The 18,871-nt window shown below is 65.3% G+C and carries 19 protein-coding genes; 8 read left to right on the forward strand and 11 right to left on the reverse strand.

Features of this window, described 5'->3' with window-relative positions; all coding sequences use genetic code 11:
* Positions 1 to 2 precede the first annotated feature (2 nt).
* From accB to aat, 3 genes are read left to right on the forward strand one after another with little or no spacing between them, the layout of a single operon-like run.
* On the forward strand, positions 3 to 524 hold the full coding sequence (accB, locus tag AC4PRM_RS00185) for an acetyl-CoA carboxylase biotin carboxyl carrier protein (protein ID WP_492038354.1): 522 nt from the start codon (positions 3 to 5) through the stop codon (positions 522 to 524).
* A 10-nt stretch (positions 525 to 534) separates the two neighbouring features.
* Positions 535 to 1,887 carry an acetyl-CoA carboxylase biotin carboxylase subunit gene (gene accC / locus AC4PRM_RS00190; protein ID WP_492038355.1) on the forward strand — a complete coding sequence of 451 codons (1,353 nt, stop codon included), beginning with the start codon at positions 535 to 537 and terminating at the stop codon, positions 1,885 to 1,887.
* The gene (gene aat, locus AC4PRM_RS00195; RefSeq protein WP_492038356.1) at positions 1,857 to 2,588 is read left to right on the forward strand and encodes a leucyl/phenylalanyl-tRNA--protein transferase; all 732 of its coding nucleotides are present in this window, start codon (positions 1,857 to 1,859) and stop codon (positions 2,586 to 2,588) included. Before accC ends, aat begins: the two co-directional genes overlap by 31 nt.
* Here the strand turns inward: aat and AC4PRM_RS00200 are convergent.
* Positions 2,555 to 3,193, reverse strand: a complete 639-nt coding sequence (locus tag AC4PRM_RS00200) for a DUF2155 domain-containing protein (protein ID WP_492038357.1) — start codon at positions 3,191 to 3,193, stop codon at positions 2,555 to 2,557. The two genes, aat and AC4PRM_RS00200, sit on opposite strands and share 34 nt — an antisense overlap.
* Complete coding sequence (locus tag AC4PRM_RS00205) at positions 3,190 to 3,582, reverse strand: NADH:ubiquinone oxidoreductase subunit NDUFA12 (RefSeq protein WP_373255501.1); 393 nt, start codon at positions 3,580 to 3,582, stop codon at positions 3,190 to 3,192. Before AC4PRM_RS00205 ends, AC4PRM_RS00200 begins: the two co-directional genes overlap by 4 nt.
* 203 nt (positions 3,583 to 3,785) lie before the next feature.
* Between AC4PRM_RS00205 and AC4PRM_RS00210 the strand changes: the two genes are divergently transcribed.
* The 3 genes from AC4PRM_RS00210 (at position 3,786) to AC4PRM_RS00220 (ending at position 7,721) form a co-directional block, all read left to right on the forward strand.
* Positions 3,786 to 6,179, forward strand: a complete 2,394-nt coding sequence (locus tag AC4PRM_RS00210) for a TSCPD domain-containing protein (RefSeq protein WP_492038358.1) — start codon at positions 3,786 to 3,788, stop codon at positions 6,177 to 6,179.
* A gap of 65 nt (positions 6,180 to 6,244) precedes the next feature.
* Positions 6,245 to 6,736, forward strand: a complete 492-nt coding sequence (locus tag AC4PRM_RS00215) for a pentapeptide repeat-containing protein (RefSeq protein WP_492038359.1) — start codon at positions 6,245 to 6,247, stop codon at positions 6,734 to 6,736.
* Between the two features lie 82 nt (positions 6,737 to 6,818).
* Positions 6,819 to 7,721, forward strand: coding sequence for a pentapeptide repeat-containing protein (locus tag AC4PRM_RS00220; RefSeq protein WP_373255509.1), 903 nt, complete (start codon positions 6,819 to 6,821; stop codon positions 7,719 to 7,721).
* A gap of 44 nt (positions 7,722 to 7,765) precedes the next feature.
* On the opposite strand, the gene aspS is transcribed toward AC4PRM_RS00220, so the two are convergent.
* Positions 7,766 to 9,598: an aspartate--tRNA ligase gene (aspS, locus tag AC4PRM_RS00225; RefSeq protein ID WP_492038360.1), complete on the reverse strand. Its 1,833-nt coding sequence runs from the start codon at positions 9,596 to 9,598 to the stop codon at positions 7,766 to 7,768.
* Positions 9,599 to 10,076: 478 nt separating this feature from the next.
* On the opposite strand from aspS, the gene AC4PRM_RS00230 reads away from it, so the two are divergent.
* Together AC4PRM_RS00230 and AC4PRM_RS00235 are read left to right on the forward strand one after the other, a co-directional pair.
* On the forward strand, positions 10,077 to 10,364 hold the full coding sequence (locus AC4PRM_RS00230; protein ID WP_373255513.1) for a YciI family protein: 288 nt from the start codon (positions 10,077 to 10,079) through the stop codon (positions 10,362 to 10,364).
* Positions 10,365 to 10,457: 93 nt separating this feature from the next.
* Entirely contained in the window at positions 10,458 to 11,126 is a 669-nt protein-coding gene (locus AC4PRM_RS00235) for a P-loop NTPase family protein (RefSeq protein ID WP_492038361.1), read from the forward strand.
* Positions 11,127 to 11,129: 3 nt separating this feature from the next.
* Here the strand turns inward: AC4PRM_RS00235 and AC4PRM_RS00240 are convergent, their stop codons facing one another.
* The 8 genes from AC4PRM_RS00240 to AC4PRM_RS00275 form a co-directional block, all read right to left on the reverse strand.
* On the reverse strand, positions 11,130 to 11,606 hold the full coding sequence (locus AC4PRM_RS00240) for a DUF6173 family protein (protein WP_492038362.1): 477 nt from the start codon (positions 11,604 to 11,606) through the stop codon (positions 11,130 to 11,132).
* 29 nt (positions 11,607 to 11,635) lie between these two features.
* Positions 11,636 to 12,799, reverse strand: a complete 1,164-nt coding sequence (gene rodA, locus AC4PRM_RS00245) for a rod shape-determining protein RodA (protein WP_373255520.1) — start codon at positions 12,797 to 12,799, stop codon at positions 11,636 to 11,638.
* Entirely contained in the window at positions 12,796 to 14,817 is a 2,022-nt protein-coding gene (gene mrdA / locus AC4PRM_RS00250) for a penicillin-binding protein 2 (protein WP_492038363.1), read from the reverse strand. Before mrdA ends, rodA begins: the two co-directional genes overlap by 4 nt.
* A complete protein-coding gene (locus AC4PRM_RS00255) occupies positions 14,814 to 15,332 on the reverse strand; it encodes a hypothetical protein (RefSeq protein WP_492038364.1) in 519 nt (172 codons plus the stop codon). The genes mrdA and AC4PRM_RS00255 overlap by 4 nt, the downstream gene beginning before the upstream one ends.
* Positions 15,329 to 16,318, reverse strand: coding sequence for a rod shape-determining protein MreC (gene mreC, locus AC4PRM_RS00260; RefSeq protein ID WP_492038365.1), 990 nt, complete (start codon positions 16,316 to 16,318; stop codon positions 15,329 to 15,331). The genes AC4PRM_RS00255 and mreC overlap by 4 nt, the downstream gene beginning before the upstream one ends.
* A 151-nt stretch (positions 16,319 to 16,469) precedes the next feature.
* A complete protein-coding gene (locus AC4PRM_RS00265; protein ID WP_373255528.1) occupies positions 16,470 to 17,510 on the reverse strand; it encodes a rod shape-determining protein in 1,041 nt (346 codons plus the stop codon).
* A 217-nt stretch (positions 17,511 to 17,727) separates the two neighbouring features.
* Entirely contained in the window at positions 17,728 to 18,168 is a 441-nt protein-coding gene (locus tag AC4PRM_RS00270; RefSeq protein ID WP_373255529.1) for a hemerythrin domain-containing protein, read from the reverse strand.
* A gap of 60 nt (positions 18,169 to 18,228) precedes the next feature.
* Positions 18,229 to 18,843 carry a glutathione S-transferase family protein gene (locus AC4PRM_RS00275; protein ID WP_492038366.1) on the reverse strand — a complete coding sequence of 205 codons (615 nt, stop codon included), beginning with the start codon at positions 18,841 to 18,843 and terminating at the stop codon, positions 18,229 to 18,231.
* Positions 18,844 to 18,871: the final 28 nt, after the last annotated feature.

Below are 18,871 nucleotides of genomic sequence, written 5' to 3' on the forward strand. Positions count from 1 at the left end.
ACATGGCCGATTCCAAAACCCCCGCTCCCAAGCTCAAGAACGACGCCGAGATCGACACCGCCCTGGTGCGGCAACTGGCCGATATCCTGAACGACACGGACCTGACCGAGATCGAGGTCGAACGCGGCGACCTGCACATCCGCGTCGCGCGTGAAGTGACAGTGGCGGCTCCGGTGCAATATGCGGCCGCCCCCGCCTATGCGCCTCAGGCTCCTGCCGCAGCCCCGGCAGCGGCTGCGCCTGCCGCCGCCATGCCTTCGGACCCGGCCACCATCGTCGCCAAGTCGGGCGAAGAGGTGAAGTCGCCGATGGTCGGTACCGCCTATCTGCAGGCCTCACCCGAGGCCCCGCCCTTCTGCCAGCCCGGCGACACCGTCAAGAAGGGCCAAACCCTGCTGATCGTCGAGGCGATGAAGACCATGAACCCGATCCAGGCTCCGCGCGACGGCGTCGTGGTCGAGGTGCTGGTCGGCGACGCCCAGCCCGTCGAGTTCGGCGAACCCCTCGTCCTGCTGCAAGCCTGAGGCGGGACGCATGTTCACCAAGGTCCTGATCGCCAACCGCGGCGAGATCGCACTGCGTATTCACCGCGCGTGCAAGGAGATGGGCATCTCCACCGTCGCCGTGCACTCCGAGGCCGATCGGGGGGCCATGTGGGTTCGCCTGGCCGACGAGAGCGTCTGCATCGGCCCGGCACCGGCGGCCAAATCCTATCTGAACATCCCCTCGATCATCGCGGCGGCCGAGATCACCGGGGCCCAGGCCATCCACCCCGGCTATGGCTTCCTGTCCGAGAACGCGCGCTTCGCCGAGATCGTCGAGGCCCACGGCATGACCTTCATCGGGCCCAAGCCCGAGCACATTCGGGTCATGGGCGACAAGATCACCGCCAAACAGACCGTCATGGACGCCGGAATTCCCGTCGTGCCCGGCTCGGCCGGTGAGGTCGAGACCGTCGAGGCCGCCATCGAGGCGTCGAAGTCCATCGGCTTTCCCCTGATCGTCAAGGCCTCCGCCGGTGGCGGTGGACGCGGCATGAAGGTCGCCCTGACCGCCGACGATCTGGTCGAGGCTGTCCAGACCGCCCAGTCAGAGGCGCTGGCCGCCTTCGGTAATGGCGCTGTCTATATGGAGCGCTACCTCCAGAAGCCCCGCCACATCGAGCTTCAGGTTATCGCCGACAGCCACGGTAACGTGGTCCATCTGGGCGAGCGCGACTGCTCCCTGCAACGCCGCCACCAGAAGGTGCTGGAAGAGGCCCCCTCGCCCGCCCTGTCCTCGAAAGAGCGCGAGGCCATCGGCGAGACGGTCAACAAGGCCATCGCCGCCATCGGATATCTGGGCGTCGGCACCATCGAGTTCCTGTGGGAAGATGGCGAGTTCTTCTTCATCGAGATGAACACCCGTCTGCAGGTCGAGCATCCGGTCACCGAAATGATCACCGGCGTCGATCTGGTCCGTGAACAGATCCGCATCGCCGCAGGCCTGCCCCTGTCCTTCACCCAGGCGGATGTGAAGTTCACCGGCCACTCCATCGAGTGCCGCATCAACGCCGAGAACCCCGAGACCTTCACCCCCTCGCCCGGCAAGATCACCGACTTCCACGCCCCGGGTGGTCTGGGCGTGCGGCTGGATAGCGCCATCTACGCCGGCTATTCGATCCCGCCCTATTACGACAGTCTGATCGGCAAGCTGATCGTCTACGGCCGCGACCGCGAGGAGTGCATCGCGCGCCTGAAACGCTCGCTGAACGAGATGGTCATCGGCGGCATCGACACCACCATTCCCCTGTTCCAGAAGCTGCTGGCCGAGCCCGACATCCTGTCCGGCGACTATGACATCCACTGGCTGGAGCAATGGGCGGCGCGGCAGAAGGCGACGGCCTAGGGCTGGTGAACGACCCCGGCTTCAGTGCCAGCAGCCCCTTCGGAGCCTTCGGGCCGGACGAACTGCTGCACTGCTATGCCACGGGCGTCTTTCCGATGGGCGAGGCGCGAGATGACCCGCGCATCTTCCTGGTCGAGCCGGAGCAGCGCGGCGTCATTCCGCTGGATGCCTTCCACATCCCGGCCCGACTGCGCCGAACGGTGCGCAGCGAGGCCTTCACGGTCCGTGTCGACACAGCCTTCGACGCCGTCGTCGATGCCTGCGCCGCCTCTGCCGCCGGACGTGAAGACAGCTGGATCAACGCCCCGATCCGCCGCCTGTACGTCGCGCTGAACGCACGCAGTCAGGCCCACTCCATCGAATGCTGGCAAGACGAGCGGCTCGTCGGTGGCCTGTATGGCGTGACCCTCGGCGGGGCCTTCTTCGGCGAGAGCATGTTCAGCCTCGAACGCGATGCGTCAAAGGTGGCGCTGGTGCATCTGGTGGCACGGCTGAAGCGCGGGGGCTGGCGGTTGCTGGACACGCAGTTCCTGACCAGCCATCTGGCGCAGTTCGGCGCGATCGAAACGCCCCAGGCCGACTATCTGAAGCAGCTCGCGCCCGCCCTGACCGTCAGACCCAACAGCCGCAGCCTGTTCGAGCCCATGTCAGGCCAGGCCGCAGTCTTCTATGCCTTGCAGCCGACGATCCAGGCATCATAAAGCGGATGCTGCAGGCTGCTGACCGCCGGTGAAGACGCGAACATCCAGCCGCGGAAAATCTCGCGCCGTTCGCCCTGCATCACGCCGCGCGGTTGCAGACTGACATCCAGATAGGCGATGGCATCCGCCACCTGCTCGTCGCCGGCAGAAACCTCACAGGCGCGGGCCGAGATGATCAGGGCCTTCTCGAAGCGCACAGGACGACCGCCGACCTCAACCTCGAACCGCATGGAGCGGGCCGTGATCTTGTCGATCGCCTCGACAATGGCAACGCGGCGACGCTGGCGACGCAGTGGCTCGGTGGGTGTAGTTACCGTAGGGGTCGGAACGACCTCTGCGACCTCTTCCTCGACAGCTTCGTCAATCGGGGGCGCGACGATTACGACAGGCTCAACGGGGACCGCCGCCGGTGTGTCTGGCGACACAGGTGCCGTCTGAGCAGGTGGTGTGCTGGGCGGTGTCTGCTGTCTGTTCAGATCGGCAGTGGTGGCCTGGACCGGCACGGCATCCTGCGGCAGGTCGTTCAGGGCCGAGGCAATAACGCCACCCGAGACCAGCATGGCCCCCGCCGTCACACCCGCCAGGATCAGCCCGCGCGGGTTCATTCCGGTGTCCAGGCCTCATAGTCGCCGGTCGCGGCCGGGCGTTTGCCGTCAGCGGCCAGCGACCCCTGCGGCTTCCAGGCCATGGGCGTACCGGTCAGATTCGGAACGTGATCCAGTTCCCAGCGCTGCCGGGCCAGCGGGGCCACGGTCGGCGGCTCGTCCAGTGTGTAGTGGAGCCAGCCGTGCCAGTCGGGCGAGACCTTCGAAGCGTCAGCATAACCGCTGTAGGTTACCCAACGTCGGCGGCGGCCGTCATAGCTGGAGTTGTCGCGAGACTGGTAATAGCGGCTGCCGAACTCATCCTCACCGATGAATTCGCCACGCTTGGCGATAGTGAACCAAGTCCCGATGGTCTGGCCACTGGTCCAGCCGAAAATCTTGCCTAGCACGTCAGGAAATCCACTCGTGATCCGTCCCGGCGAACCGCCAGCGACAGGATGCAGCATAGAAAAAACCGGCTGCTGCGTCCAGCCGGGACATCCGCATGTCAAACTCAACATCTTGGGGGTAACCCGCAGGATCATGACTACATTTATTGCCCACAGACGCCGGCGGCGGTTAGGCTGAGGCTCCGGCCACCCGCGGACGTCCCATGCCCTTTTCACTCACCGCCCTCTATGGACAGCAAGTGTGGGATCGTCGTGTTCTGGAGCGATCCGATGCGGTGACCATCGTCCATGCTCCAGCAGCGTGGAGCGATGCCCAGGTAGAGGCCTGGCTGGATTGGGCCGCCAACGCCGGTATCGAACCCAGCAATGATGTGGCGCAGAGCCTGTCGGCCTATGTGGACACTCTGAACCCGAACACCTCCGACCGCGCGACTTTGCTAGGTTCGCTGCGCCTTGGCCTGGCAACCCCGGCCTTTCCCAAAGCTATAGCCGACCAGATGTACGATCTGTCCGACACTGCCAGTCTGGCGGCGTTGTCGAGCGAAACGTCCACGCGTCGGTCTCTGCGACTCGTGCCGCGTGCGATCGAGGCCATTTCGGCTGCACTTTTGCGAGTCAGTGAAGCGGTGGACCGCTGTGACGGGCCACGCGCGGATTGTGCCGATCCGGCGCGCAATCCGGCCCTCGCACGAGCGGCCGCTCAGGCGCGCCTGGCAGGAGCCAGAGATATCGATATCATCAGGGCGGCAGCCGGCGAGCGGGTAACCGTAACGGCTCCACAGGTCGTCAATCGACCTGCGCCGATCATCGCCCTGGCCGACCGTGACATGATCGCCTCGGGCGCCCCGGTCTGCACAGAGACCGCGCGGCTGATGGCAGAGGACGACCTGGTCGTCGTCTTCGATCGGGAACTGGGCAGGTCCCTGATCGAAGCGTCAAGAGGGCCCGGTCTGCTCATCTCTCTGACGGCGATAAGAGCTTTGGCGAGTGACGACGTGCATGCGGCCCTGGCTTCGGTCGCAGGAGCATGGGCGCGGGCTTTGACCGACAAGAAACAGGCTCTGATCATTGCCTTGGGCGGGCTCGCAGACCTGGCGCTGATTTCAGACGGCGGACCCGACGTCGTGGCCCAGATAGCCGACACGCTTCGCAAGGCCTGCGGCAAGGACCAGCGGCTTGATATCTTCATCGACGATACAGAGGCTGAGCTTCGCCTCGGCCTGTCGCCTTTTGCAGCCACCGAGGTCTGGCAGACTCAGGATGGCGAGGTCGAGAGGCGTCTGCGCACTTCGATCGCCAACGCCATTGAACGGGCGGACGGTGATGTCGAGTCTGCAGAGCGTCACCTGTTCGGGCACCGAACACTCGTCAACGCCCCCGGCATTGATCATGCGGCACTTCGGGCCGTCGGCTTCACCGATATAGAACTCGACGCCGTCGAAACGGCGCTGCTCGCAGTCGATACCTTGTCCGATGCCTTGCGGGCACCTGTGCTCGATCAAGGCTTTATGCGTGACGTTCTGGGAACCACGCTTGAAGGACTCGACCTGCTGGAGCACCTCGGGTTCGATCAGACAGCGATGGAGCAGGCAGACCACTGGGCGTTTGGTCACGCCGATCTTGCGAGCTGGGATGTGGCCCCCGAAGCCGTCCGGGATGCGCTTGTAAGCCCACGCGATTACGAGGCCCGTCTGACGGCTGACCTTCTGAACGCTATGGGCGCACCCGATACACGAGCCGTCGATCTGGACTGGACGACCTCTCTAGATCAGATGGCGGGATATCTGGCTGATGCTGCCCGCAAAGGAGCCTTGGCCACACGGTTCAGACGTGCCGATCCGCCCGCCGACTTCATTCTCCCGCTGCCCGCTCTGGACGAGCGCCCTCGCCGGGACGAGGCTCCCGTGCCGTCACCCGCAACCTCCGAACGCGTTATCGAGAAGGTGATCGAGCGCGACCGTACCAGGCGTAAACTGCCTGACCGTCGCAAGGGCTACATCCAGAAAGCCTCCGTCGGAGGCCATAAGGTCTATATCCACACCGGTGAGTACGACGACGGAGAACTGGGCGAAATCTTCATCGACATGCACAAGGAAGGGGCCGCCTTCCGAAGCCTGATGAACAACTTCGCCATCGCCATCTCCATCGGGCTGCAATACGGCGTCCCGCTGGACGAGTTCGTGGACGCCTTTGTGTTCACGCGGTTCGAACCGGCTGGGCGGGTTACCGGTAACGATTCTATCGGTTCTGCGACGTCGATCCTGGACTACATCTTCCGGGAACTGGGTGTGTCCTACCTGGACCGTCGCGAACTGGCCAACGCCGACGCTGAGCCTCTGGATGCCGACGGCCTGGGGTCGGGCAAGGCTGACGAACTGGTCCCCGCCGCCAGATTCATTTCGAAGGGCTTCGCGCGGGGTGCCGCGCCCGACAATCTGGTCGTTCTGCCCTTCGGCCAGAAGCGAGACAGGGCAGCGCAGGACGTGTCCGGCCGCCAGAAAGCGGCCTGCCCGGCTTGCGGCGACCTGGCACTGCGTGAACACGGCGAGGGATGGGTCTGCGAAACCTGCGGCGCGGCACCATCCATGCAGGGCTGACGCCCGTGCAGGCTTGATCAAGGATTGTGTGTCAGTCTGCGCCACATAGCGACCCGGAGCCTGCCATGAAGCCGATCCTGACCACCCTCGCCGTGCTGGCTGCTCTTGCTGTTGCCGTCCCCGTCAGTGCCCAGAATGCCGGGCAGATCGCCCGTGTGCGCGCAGGTTCGTCGTGCAGTAGCTGCAATCTCTTCCAGGGAAACTTTTCGGGTCTTGAAGCCAGCGGCCTGAACCTGGCTGGCGCGCGTCTGCGTCAGTCGGATTTCAGTGTGGCCGTCATGAACCGAACCCGCTTTTCCAACGCGGACCTGCGAGATGTCGAGGCCTATGGTGGCGTCTTCTCCAGTTCCAGCTTTTCGGGGGCGAACCTGACCAACGCCAACTTTGTCGGTGCCTATCTGGATGGAGCCAACTTCTCTGGCGCGACGCTGACCGGGGTCAATTTGTCGGGTGCGACGCTGCTGCGCGCAACAGGCCTGAGCCAGGCACGGCTCAACCAGGCCTGCGGTGACGAGACGACACGACTGCCGCGCGGCATGACGATCCCGCAGTGCTAGAGACACCGCACGGACACGTATGCGGCGACGACCTTACCGCGATTTAAGTAGGGTGGCCGGGCATTTGGGGGCATTACAAGGCGTGTTCCAGATCAACCGCCCCCTTCCCCGTCGCCTGACCGCCGCCCTCGGAGGTGCTGCGGCTGTGTGGGCGATCGCGGGTGCCGCATCGGCCGAAGTGACGCTTTATCTGCAGTTTCAGGATCGTGATGTGGCGCGGATGGTGTCGCTGGGCGGATCGTGCAGCCGCTGCGAACTGTCGGGACGGGATCTGACCGGAGCGGCCTTTACAGGTGCCAACTTCCTGAATGCGACCCTGGTCGGAGCCAATTTGCGCGGGGCCGAACTGGTAGGCTCCAATTTCTCGGGCAGCGACTTCAGCCGGGCCGATCTGAGCGGCGCAGAGATGGTCGGGGCCAACTTTACCGGCGCCAACTTTACCTCGGCCAATCTGAGCGGCGTCGAAGCCATCGGTGCCACCCTGGTCCGGGCGCGGTTCGCGTCGGCCAATCTGACGGGCGCGGAGCTGAACGGGGCGAACCTAAACGGCGCGGTTTTGACCAATGCGTCGCTCAGCGGCGTTGAGGCCAACGGCGCGACCTTGGCCAATGTCAGCGCGCGGTCGGCCAACTTCACCGGGGCCGAGATTGCCATGTCGAACCTGTCGAACGGCGATTTCCGCAACGTGGACTTCCGCGGTGCGACCCTGAACGGGGCGCGGCTGACCGGGGGGCAGTTCACCGGAGCCAACTTCAGTGATGTGGAGTTCAACCGCACCGATATTCGCGGGACCAATCTGGTCGGGGCGCGCGGACTGAACCAAGATCAGATCGGCCGGGCCTGCGGTGATGCCTCAACGCGGCTGCCAGGTGGTCTGACGGCCCGGGCCTGTCGCGGCGTGACCCTGAGAATCGAAACCCCCAGGCCGCCTGCGCCGCCGGTGCCGCCCCGGTCCCGCAACTTCATGGTCGCCAGCGGCAACTGAATGAAAAGGCCCCATCGTTGGCGGGGCCTTTTTGGTGGCGTCCGTCAGCCTTTCAGCGGCTGGGCCGCACGGATGTGCAGTTCCTTGTACTGACGCTCGGCGGCGTCCGACGGCGCGCTCATCAGCAGGTCCTGGCCCTGCTGGTTCAACGGGAAGGCGATGACCTCGCGGATGGCGGTCTGGTTGGCCAGCAGCATGACAATGCGGTCGATGCCAGGAGCCAGGCCGCCGTGCGGCGGCGCGCCGAAGCGGAAGGCGTTGAGCATGCCGCCGAACTGCTCCTCGACGACCGAGGCGTCATAGCCGGCGATGTCGAAGGCCTTGAGCATGATTTCGGCCTTGTGGTTCCGGATGGCACCCGAGCACAGCTCATAGCCGTTGCAGACGATGTCGTACTGATAGGCGCGGATGGTCAGCGGATCCTGGGTCTCCAGCGCCTCAAGACCGCCCTGCGGCATGGAGAACGGGTTGTGACTGAAGTCGACCTTCTTCTCTTCCTCGGACCATTCGAACATGGGGAAGTCGACGATCCAGCAGAATTTGAACTGGTCTTCGTCCACCAGCTTCAGTTCGGTCGCGACGCGGGTGCGGGCCAGGCCGGCAAACTTGGCGAACACCGACGGCAAGCCGGCGGCGAAGAAGGCCGCGTCGCCCTTGCCGAGGCCCAGCGCGGTCATCAGGGCGTCCGTCGGCTCCTGACCCAAGTTCTTGGCGATCGGGCCGCCCCAGGCCTGCTGGTCGTCGGACCAGAAGATGTAGCCGAGACCGGGCTGACCTTCGCCCTGGGCCCAGGAGTTCATGCGGTCGCAGAAGGCGCGCGAACCGCCGGTCGGGGCCGGAATGGCCCAGACGGCGTTCTTGGCGTCCGCGCCGAGGATCTTGTTGAACAGGCCGAAGCCGCCGTCGCGGAAATGGTCGGAGACATCCTGCATTTTGATCGGATTGCGGGTGTCGGGCTTGTCTGTGCCGTACCACTTCATCGACTGCTCGTAGGTCAGGCGCTCGAAGCCCGCGTGCTCCATCGTCTGGCCGAAGTCGTTGGTGAAGGTGTGGGTGCCAGCAATAGGCGACACCGGCTTGCCGTCGGCGAATTCCTCGAACACGCCATGCATGACGGGCTCGATGGCGGCGAAAACATCCTCTTGCGTGACGAAGCTCATCTCGACGTCGAGCTGATAGAACTCCAGCGAGCGGTCGGCGCGCAGGTCCTCGTCGCGGAAACAGGGCGCGATCTGGAAATAGCGGTCGAAGCCCGAGACCATCAGCAGCTGCTTGAACTGCTGAGGCGCTTGCGGAAGGGCGTAGAACTTGCCGGGATGCAGACGCGACGGCACCAGGAAGTCGCGGGCCCCCTCGGGTGACGAGGCCGTCAGGATCGGGGTCTGATATTCAAGGAAGCCCTGATCAACCATGCGACGGCGGATCGAGGAGATGACCTTGGAGCGCAGGACGATGTTCTTGTGCAGGGTCTCGCGGCGCAGGTCGAGGTAGCGGTGCTTGAGGCGGATCTCCTCGGGGTATTCGGGCTCGCCGAAGACCGGCAGCGGTAGTTCGGCGGCCTCGGACAGGACCTCGACGGCCAGGACCTTCAGCTCGACCTCGCCGGTGGGCAGGGTCGCATTCACGACCGAGGCGTCGCGGGCGACGACTTCGCCGTCGACGCGGATGACGCTCTCGGCGCGCAGGCGCTCGACCGCCTCGAAGCCCGGCGTTTCGGGGTGCAGGACCAGCTGCGTCAGGCCGTAGTGGTCGCGCAGGTCGATGAACAGCAGGCCGCCGTGGTCGCGCTTCCTGTGAACCCAGCCGGACAGGCGCACATTGGCCCCGGCATCAGTCAGTCGTAGGGCGCCGCAGGTGTGGGAGCGATAGGCGTGCATGATCGGATCGTCTTGAGAAAAGAGGCCGCGAGGGGCGCAAATCGGGAGGGCGGAAGGGCGCATCATCGCCCCGGAAAGTCAAGGTTTGAGCCGGGCAGAAGGGCCAATGTCTCGCTGCTCGCCGACAAAAGCCGAAGGGCGTGATTTCAGGATTTCAAAGACCGGCGACACGCTGTGAGTCTACCACGGTCTGAAACGGTGTGAGGAGAGTGGCGTAGCTGGGCCAATCAGGCCGTTGCAACGGGCTTTTCGGGTGACTGCTCACGCGAGGCGGCGCGGTTATGACCGCATCCTTCGTAAAGCCTGACGTTGGCCTAGTGGCCAGGCGAATGGCACCGTTCGATGTCTCCAATGTCTCCGCTTTGGATCACCCTCTGACCGGATGATCAGGGTCCGGAATCCACCCCTCCGACCCGTTGCCAGCGCCGGTGCAGTGGTCGATAGGATGGACTGACCCGACACCCCAACGAGCGATCCGATGTACATCGTCCTGCTGACCTATGTGAAACCGATGGCGGAGGTAGAGGCGGTCACGGCCGAACACCGCGCCTGGCTGGACCCGCATGTGGCCAGCGGCCTGCTGATCGCGACCGGGCCGCAGGTGCCGCGCACGGGCGGGGTGCTGCTGGTCCGCGGCGGCGGGACGAAGGCGGAGCTGGAGGCCTTGTTGAAAAGCGACCCGTTCCAGATCGCAGGCGTCGCCAGCTATCAGGTCATCGAGTTCGCGCCCGGCAAATACCATCCGGAGATGGCGCGCTTTCTCTGAGCACGGACAGAAAATCCACAGCTTGCGCAAAGCCTTGCACCGCTGCCTGCATCGAGGGGATCAAGGTTACCGGCAAAGTGCTATAGTGAAGCCATGACCGCGCCGATCGATCAGATGCGCCTGCCGCTGCAAAGCGACCTGCCCGACGGGGCGGAAGGCTTTGTCGTGTCCGGATGCAATCAGGCGGCGGTCGAGGCCGTGGCCGACTGGCCCAATCTGATCGGCGGCGTCATGGCCATCTGCGGCCCCGCCGGCTGCGGCAAGAGCCGACTGGGTCAGATATGGGCCGAGCGGGTCGGGGCCGTCGCCATCCACGGCGGCGAGGCGGCGGTGATCGATCCGATGGAGTTGGAGGGACGGCCCGTCCTGCTGGACCGGGCCATGGATGCGGACGACGAGACCCTGTTCCACCTGATCAACCTGGCCCAGGCCCCCGGCGGGGCCATGCTGATGCTGTCCCGCCCGGCCCCGAGCGCCTGGCATGCCACCTTGCCCGACCTGCGGTCGCGGCTGAACGCGGTGATCAGCATACCGATGGAGGCCCCGGATGATGTCGTCCTGGCCGCCATGCTGGAGGCCCGGTTCGCGGAACGCGGCATCCGCCCCCCGAAGGACGTCATTCCGTATCTGGTCCGCCGCATTGATCGATCCGCAGACGCGGCGGCGAGCGTCGTGGCACGACTGGATGCCCTGCACAGGCCGGTCACGCGAACCCTGGCCCGCGAAGCGCTGGATGACCGCAGCGGAGCCCTGTTCGACTGACGGCTATTTCGGATTGGTTTTCTGGACCAGTTCGGACAGCTGGAAGCCGATACGGTGAGCCGGGCGCTCCTCGGGCTTCTTGCGGGCGTCGAGCAGGACGTTGACCTGGGCGTAGTGCTGGATCAGCCGAACCGGCTTGCCGTGCGAATTCTTGCCCAGGAACATGACGAAGTCGGGGCCCCAGAAGCCGACATCCTGAATCTGCATGGTGCCGTCACCGGGCAGGCCGACGATGCTGGCCCCGATCTCCTCATCCTTGTCGAGGCCCTTCTCGAAGTCCTCGATCAGTTTGGACAGGCGGACGAAGGCCCATTCGGCCGGGTTCTCGCGCATGCGGACACCATCTGTCAGGGCAGCCGTCTGCTCGGCCGTGGCGGTGGGCAGCATGGGTTCGGGACAGGGTTTGTCGCCGCAGTCGGAGAACATGGAGGCCGGGGCGACGACAGGCGCGGCGGCGGGAGCAGCTTTGGCTTTGGTCATGACGTCAGCCTAACGCCTGAAACCCGGGATCAGAACAGCCCCTGCCCTTTCGGCAGTTCGGCATAGCGGTGCACGCGCGTCGACAGGACCAGGCCGAAGCCGAACATGATCGTCATCATCGACGAGCCGCCATAGGACAGCAAAGGCATGGGCACACCCACGACCGGAGCCAGACCCATCACCATGGCCCCGTTGATCAGGACGAACAGGGCAAAGAAAGCGACCATCCCGGAGGCGGCGATCCGGCCGAAGTGGCTGTAGGACAGGGACGCGATCCGCAGTGCGACCAGGATGACGCCGATGTAGCAGGCGATCAGGGTGAAGGAGCCCAGGAAGCCAAACTCCTCGGCCACCGTCGAGAAGATGAAATCGGTATGGCGTTCGGGCAGGAACTCCAGCTGGCTCTGGCTGCCCAGACCATAACCGCGCCCCATGACGCCGCCAGAGCCAAGAGCGATCTTGGACTGGATGATGTTGTAGCCGGTGCCGGAAGGGTCGGATTCCGGGCTGAGGAAGGTCAGGACGCGATTGCGCTGATAGTCGTGCATGCCGAACATGACGAAGGGCGGCACGATGGCGACAACGGCGGCGATACCCGCCGCAATGACCCGCCAGCTGAGCCCCGCCAGAAACATCAGCACCGCCCCGGTGAGGCCGATGATCATGGCCGAGCCCAGGTCCGGCTGTTTGGCCACCAGAATAAAGGGCAGACCGATAAGACCCGCCGGAATCAGCAGCTTCCATGACCAGCGCGCGTCCTGGGCCGTGTGATCATGGTACCAGCGGGCCAGTGCCAGAACGAGGCCGATCTTCATGAACTCGGCAGGCTGGATGCGGGTGAAGCCCAGGTTCAGCCAGTTCTTGGCCCCCGCCCCTGCTGGCTCATAGCCCAGAGGCGTGAACTCGATCAGCAGCACCATGAACAGCAGCACGGCATACATCGGATAGGCCGCGCGGAACCACCATTTGGGATGCACCATGGCCAAAACCAGCATGGCCACCAGCAGGACGCCGAAGCGGATCATCTGCTTCAGGGCCCAGGGCTCCCAGCTGCCGCCCGCGATGGAATACTGCATGGCGCAACCGACCCCGGCGATGATGCTGATCAGGCCGACCAGGCGCCAGTCGATCTCCGCGATCTTTGACGACAGCCGGTCGCGCTCGCCGGGACGGGTCAGGGCCGAGGCTGTCATTGCGGCACCTCGGCGGGAGGCGTTGCATCGGCCGGCGTGGCGTCAGGAAGAGGTGAGGCCGTCGACGTGCCTGTCGCGGCCCCCGCCTCCAGCGCCCGCGCGTCCTGAGGATTGACCTCGGCGGGCCCCTCCAGACCCGCCTGTTCGAGGCGGGTACGGATTTCGGGGTCCTTCAGCAAGGCGACGCGCATGACCTCACGCGCCCGCGGAGCGCCGGCGGTGCCACCGCCCAGTCCGCCATGCTGGACGATAACGGCAACCGCATAGCGCGGCGCATCGGTCGGGGCATAGGCGATGAAGAGGTTGTGGTCCTTCTCGGCCCACGGACGGCCTGCGCCCTTGCGGGAACCGGCCCCGTAGTTGCGGGCCTGGGCCGTACCGGTCTTGCCCGCCATGCGGATGGGGCCGAGGCCCAACTGGCTGTTGCGAAAGCCGGTGCCGCCGATGTCGGTCACGGCCTCCATGCCCTCGCGCAGCATCTTCAGCCACTCGGCGTCATACGGCAGGTCGGCGAAGGCCGCGCCGGGTGCCTGTTCGACCCCGCCGATCGACTTGATCAGGCGCGGAACCACCGCCTTCTGCCCATTGGCGATACGCGAGGTATAGACCGCCAGTTGCAGGGCGTTGACGTTCAAAGCCCCCTGCCCGATCGCATAGCTGGGGGTCTCGCCCGGATACCATTTGCCGTCGCCGCGTACGGGATTGTCGCGTCGCCATTGGGTGTCGGGGACCAGGCCGGGCTTCTGGCCCGAAATGCCGATGTCGAAGGTCTGGCCAAAGCCGAGATCGCGGGCCGTCTCGGCCACCGCATCCGGGCCCATCTCCACCGCCAGCGTCATGAAATAGACGTTGCAGGAGTTCTTGATGGCCGACCGCAGGTCCTGCGCCCCGTGGCGACCCAGGCAGGCAAAACGGCGGCCCAGATAGTAGCCGCCGGTGCAGACGATGCGGCGATCCGGGCTGACGCCGCGCTTCAGCGCCGCCAGTCCAACCACGGGCTTGAAGGTCGAGCCAGGAGCGAAGGTGCCGGTCATGGCCTTGTCGGTCAGGGGACGTCGCTCATAGTCGGCCAGGGCGCGATAGGTGCGTGAAGGAACCCCTTCGACGAACAGGTTCGGGTCGAACGACGGCGAGGACACCATGGCCAGGATGTCGCCGTTGCGGATGTCCATGACGACACATCCGCCTGCTTCCTCGCCAAAGACTTCCAGGGCGCGATTCTGGATGTCGTTGTCCAGGGTCAGGACCACGTCCTTGCCGGGCACAGGCGCGCGGGAGCCGCCGACGTCCTCGGCCACGACGCGGCCCCGCACATCGACCTCGACGCGGTTGCCGCCCTCGGTGCCGCGCATGACCATGTCCAGCGCCTTCTCCAGCCCCGAGCGGCCGATGCGGAAGCCGGGGTTGTAGAGCAGCTCGGGCACTGTCTCGCCGCGATCCCGGATGGCCTTGATGTCCCGGTCGTTAGGCTTGGCCACATAGCCGATGACATGGGCATAGGCCCCGCCGAAAGGATAGAAGCGGGCGTCGTGCATGTCGGCCATGACGCCCGGAAGCTCGTTGGCATACAGGTTGACGCGGGCGAACTCATCCCAGCTGAGGTCGGTCTTGACCGGCACCGGCGAGAAACGCGGGGCGGCGTTGACGTCGCGGATGATGGTCCGGCGCCTGTCGACGGTGTCGGGCAGGAGGCGGCCCAGCAGGTCTAGGGTCTGGTCCAGATCCTTGGTCTCGTCGCGCACGACCAGAACGCGGAAGCTGGGGCGGTTGCCCGCGATGACCACGCCGTTGCGATCCAGCACCCGGCCACGCGGCGGCGGGACGAGGCGGAAGTTGAACTGGTTGTTGGAGGCCAGGGTGGCGTATTCCTGGGCCTGGACGACCTGAAGCTGGCCCAGCCGTCCGACCAGGGCGATGCCGCCCAGCGCGGTCAGGCCCCCGAACACCAGAGTACGGCGCAGGAAGGCACCCTGGCGCTGGTTCGGGTCGGAAAAGACCAGGGAGGGTTCCGAGCTCATCGGAACCTCACGTCGCCGTCCTCGAACCGCTCGATCATGGTGTTGGCGAACGGAAAGAGAAGAAGGGTCGGGATCAGGCTGCCCGCGACCGCGAACAGGCTGGGCAAGGTGCCGGTGATCAAGGTCATGATCAGCCAGCACAGGCCGTAGGCCATCAGGCAGCAGGCCGCATAGGTGAAGAACAGCACCGCCGTCTCCTGCCCCACCAGAAAGCTGCGCGAGAACAGGACAACGCCATAGATGGCCAGCAAGGCCAGCGGCCAGAGGCCGAGCGGATTGCCCCAGAACCCGTCCAGCAGCAAGCCGATCAGCAGCAGCATCAACGGGGCCACAATGGAAGGCCGGATCATGGCCCAGGCGAAGGCCAGCACCATGGGAATGACCGGCTCGGGCAGATGCAGGCCGAACAGGCTGATCGGTGTCGCCAGCACGAGCGTCACAGCCAGGGTGATCGCCGCCGGGATGAATATCCACTGCACCGGCCCCACAACGCGAACCGCGACAGGCCGCCTCATCCGGGGCCTCCCGTCGCGGGGGCCGGCGTGGCCGGAGCCGGGTTTGGCGTGGTAGCGCCGGGTGCGGGTGCCGGCGGGGTCCGGGATGCGGGCATCGGGACAGGAGTCAGGCCCGACAGCGGGGGGGCGTCCAGATCATGCGGCCCGACCAGCTGGCCGAAATCCTCGAACAACATGACGCGGACATAGTCGATCGGACCCCGGTCGCTGAACAGCTTGACCCGCCAGCCGCCGTCCAGGCCCTTGGCGACAACACCGACCGGGATGCCGCGCGGGAAGGCCCCGCCGTCGCCCGACGAAAGGATACGATCGCCAACCTGGACCGCGCCGACGCCGCGCACGAACTCCAGCCGGGGGTTGCCCGAGCCGTCGCCTGTCAGCAGCGCACGGGCGTCGGTGCGTTGGATCATCACCGGCGTGCGACTGGCGACATCGGTCAGCAGCAGCAGGCGGCTGACGCTGCTGGAAGTGCCGACGACCCGACCCAGCAGGCCCTGTTCGTTGACCACAGGATGGCCGATCTTGACCCCCTTGCCCGTGCCGACGTCGATCAGCCGGGCATTGGAGAAGGGTCCGCGTGCATCGGACACCGCCCGGCCGGTAACCATGGGTACCGGCGGGTCCGGGCGGATCGCCAGCAGGGTCTCGTAGCGGGCATTTTCGATCCGCAGGGCCGTGTTCTGGTCGCGCAGACGCAGCAGTTCGACGTGCTCGGCCTTCAGGCGGCGATTCTCGGACACGGCGAAGAAATAGCCGCTGATGCCGTCGCCAAGGCTGCCGAACCAGCGCACGGGCGCGGCCAGAACGCCCCCCACCGGACCAGTGGTCGCCTCGACACCGGTTCGGACCGGCTGGGCGGCCGATTGGCCATGCGCATCACCGATAAGCAGCAAGCCTGCCCCCAGAGCGCAGGCGACCATGGCCACCGCAGCCGTCCAGACCACGGGAACCTTGATATTCTCGAACGGTCCGTCGCGAAACGCCACGGCGCGCCTTCCTGACTTGAGTAAACTCGAACAGTGCGAGTCGAGCGGATGATACCGCCATTATCGACAGGCTATGGCAAAATCCGGTCCCGATGGAAACGGGCGTGCGAGCCTGTGACGCGGATTTTACAGGCGGGACGAACCCGCCCGATCAGAGCGCCGAATCGAGGATGCCCTTCATCCAGCGCGGATGCTCCAGCACCCGGCCGCAGCCGATGGCGACGCAGGACAGCGGATCGTCGGCCACTGAGACCGGCAGGCCCGTATGATCGCGGATCTCGATGTCCAGACCGCGCAGCAGAGCCCCACCGCCGGTCAGCATGATGCCCTTGTCCGCAATGTCGGCCGCCAGTTCGGGCGGGGTGGCTTCCAGCGCGACCTTCACGGCCTCGACGATCTGGGTGACGGGTTCGGCCAGGGCCTCGGCGGCCTGACGCTCGGAGACGCGGACCTCGCGCGGAACGCCCTGCATCAGGTCGCGGCCCTTGACGTCGATCGACAGGCCCTCGCCGTCGGCCGGGATACGGGCGGTGCCGATATCCTTCTTGATGCGCTCGGCGGTCGTCTCGCCGATCAACAGATTGTGGTTGCGGCGCATGTAGCTGATCAGGGCGTCGTCCATCATGTCGCCGCCCACGCGGACCGAGCGTGAATAGACGATACCCGACAGCGACAGGACGGCCACTTCGGTGGTGCCGCCACCGATATCGACGACCATCGAACCGGTCGGCTCATGAATGGGCAGACCCGCACCGATGGCGGCGGCCATGGGCTCGTCGATCAGGCCGACGCGGCGCGCGCCGGCGTTCAGGCAACTGTCGTTGATGGCGCGGCGTTCGACGGCCGTGGCCCCCGACGGCACGCAAACGATGATCTTCGGGTTCACGAAGCCCTTGCGGTTATGAACCTTGCGGATGAAGTGCTTGATCATCTCCTCGGCGACTTCGAAGTCGGCGATGACCCCGTCACGCATGGGACGGATGGCCTCCATGTGGCCGGGGGTACGGCCCAGCATCTGCTTGGCCTCCAGGCCCACGGCGTGGACGATCTTCCGTCCACCGACGTTTCGCAGGGCGACCACGGACGGTTCGTTCAGAACGATGCCTTTGCCCTTCATGTAGATCAGGGTGTTGGCGGTGCCGAGATCGATGGCGATATCGTTGGAGATCGAGCCGAAGAGGTTGTTGAACATGGGCTTGGGATACCGTCTGGTTCGGGCCTGATAAGGGCGTTGGTCGTCGTGATCCGCTTCGGCGACGCCCCGATGTCACGCATCCCCACGCGCGGCACCACCTGATCATTATCGCCTGACTGACCGAGGGCCGGTTTGCCCTTGTGCGAAGGGGATTACAACCCCCTTGCCGCCAAGGCGGGGCATGCAGGCCACTGATCACCGTGAGGTGATGAGCTCAGGCCCGCCCTGCGAAAGGAGCGGCCAGACCTGCGGCATCCGCAGCCGGGTACAGCGTCTCGTTTTCCATCGCTATGCGGGTCGCCAGCGCCTCGACTAAGGCAGCGGTGGCTGCTCCGAATGTCGATGCATCGACCAAAATTCGGTCTACTGTCCATTGGTTTCGATAAGCCAGCCAGGCACCATGAAGCAGGCCCATGTCCGCGAAGGCGTCGCGTGCCATGGTACGAAGTTCATAGTCGTCGGACGCCATCATCAAAGGATAGAGGTCGTTATCTTCCTTGCTCAGGTGATCGACCAGCAGGGCGTCCATGCCATTGATGAGTTCCCTGACGCCGATGGCATCGGCGCGCGTCTGCAGTGTCGCTGCAAGACCAGCCAGACGACTGGCCGAGCGCAGCAAGACGGCGTGTTCCTGACGAAAGACCAGGGTATCCATGGGCGCAACCTCCACGTGAACGTGAGGTTGCGCCCCAAAAGGTTGCCGGAGCGCTAAATATCATATCACCGCGAGACCTTCCGCCTTCAGCACCGCCTGCACCGCAGGCCGGGCCTGAATCCTATCCAGATGGGCGTTCAGACGGGGGAAGCGGCTGGCGTCCAGCAGACCCGCCTGACGCGCCCAGCGCTCGAACACCACCAGATAGCCGTCGGCCAGACTGAAGGTGTCGCCCAGGACATAGTCACCCTTCAGATAGTGATCCTGCACCAGTTGATATTTGGACAGCGCCATCTCGATGGCCTGATCCTTAGCCTCGCCCTCCAGTGGCGGGCGGCTGAACAGCACCTTGCCGATCGCCGGATGCAGTGACGAGGCGAGGAAGCCATTGAAGGCATTGAACGCGGCCAGGGCGTAGGGCTCGGTCGGGGCCAGATTGCGATCCGGGTGGGTCTGGGCGACCAGGGCCAGGATCGCAGCATTCTGGGTGATCACACCGTGATCGGTTTCCAGGGCCGGGGTCACACCCGCCGGATTGACGGCCAGGTATTCGGGCGTCCTCTGCTGGCCGGATTTCAGGTCGACCACCTGGGTCTGATAATCGGCCCCCGCCTCTTCCAGAGCGATGTGGGAGGCGGTGGCGCAGGCACCGGGCGAGATATAGAGCTTGAGCATGGCGATCTCCTGAAAGGGTGTGGATGGA

It is taken from the genome of Brevundimonas sp. DW-iso22 (assembly GCF_058725425.1).

Bases quoted from the DNA above. Each gene is read 5' to 3' on its own strand.
- AC4PRM_RS00200 (WP_492038357.1), bottom strand. From the start codon at position 3,193: ATGAACCCGCGCGGGCTGATCCTGGCGGGTGTGACGGCGGGGGCCATG.
- AC4PRM_RS00235 (WP_492038361.1), top strand. From the start codon at position 10,458: ATGACCGCGCCGATCGATCAGATGCGCCTGCCGCTGCAAAGCGACCTG.
- AC4PRM_RS00265 (WP_373255528.1), bottom strand. From the start codon at position 17,510: ATGTTCAACAACCTCTTCGGCTCGATCTCCAACGATATCGCCATCGAT.
- aat (WP_492038356.1), top strand. From the start codon at position 1,857: ATGGGCGGCGCGGCAGAAGGCGACGGCCTAGGGCTGGTGAACGACCCC.
- AC4PRM_RS00255 (WP_492038364.1), bottom strand. From the start codon at position 15,332: ATGAGGCGGCCTGTCGCGGTTCGCGTTGTGGGGCCGGTGCAGTGGATA.
- AC4PRM_RS00230 (WP_373255513.1), top strand. From the start codon at position 10,077: ATGTACATCGTCCTGCTGACCTATGTGAAACCGATGGCGGAGGTAGAG.
- AC4PRM_RS00270 (WP_373255529.1), bottom strand. From the start codon at position 18,168: ATGGATACCCTGGTCTTTCGTCAGGAACACGCCGTCTTGCTGCGCTCG.
- AC4PRM_RS00215 (WP_492038359.1), top strand. From the start codon at position 6,245: ATGAAGCCGATCCTGACCACCCTCGCCGTGCTGGCTGCTCTTGCTGTT.
- aspS (WP_492038360.1), bottom strand. From the start codon at position 9,598: ATGCACGCCTATCGCTCCCACACCTGCGGCGCCCTACGACTGACTGAT.
- AC4PRM_RS00210 (WP_492038358.1), top strand. From the start codon at position 3,786: ATGCCCTTTTCACTCACCGCCCTCTATGGACAGCAAGTGTGGGATCGT.
- AC4PRM_RS00275 (WP_492038366.1), bottom strand. From the start codon at position 18,843: ATGCTCAAGCTCTATATCTCGCCCGGTGCCTGCGCCACCGCCTCCCAC.
- accB (WP_492038354.1), top strand. From the start codon at position 3: ATGGCCGATTCCAAAACCCCCGCTCCCAAGCTCAAGAACGACGCCGAG.
- accC (WP_492038355.1), top strand. From the start codon at position 535: ATGTTCACCAAGGTCCTGATCGCCAACCGCGGCGAGATCGCACTGCGT.
- mrdA (WP_492038363.1), bottom strand. From the start codon at position 14,817: ATGAGCTCGGAACCCTCCCTGGTCTTTTCCGACCCGAACCAGCGCCAG.
- rodA (WP_373255520.1), bottom strand. From the start codon at position 12,799: ATGACAGCCTCGGCCCTGACCCGTCCCGGCGAGCGCGACCGGCTGTCG.
- AC4PRM_RS00240 (WP_492038362.1), bottom strand. From the start codon at position 11,606: ATGACCAAAGCCAAAGCTGCTCCCGCCGCCGCGCCTGTCGTCGCCCCG.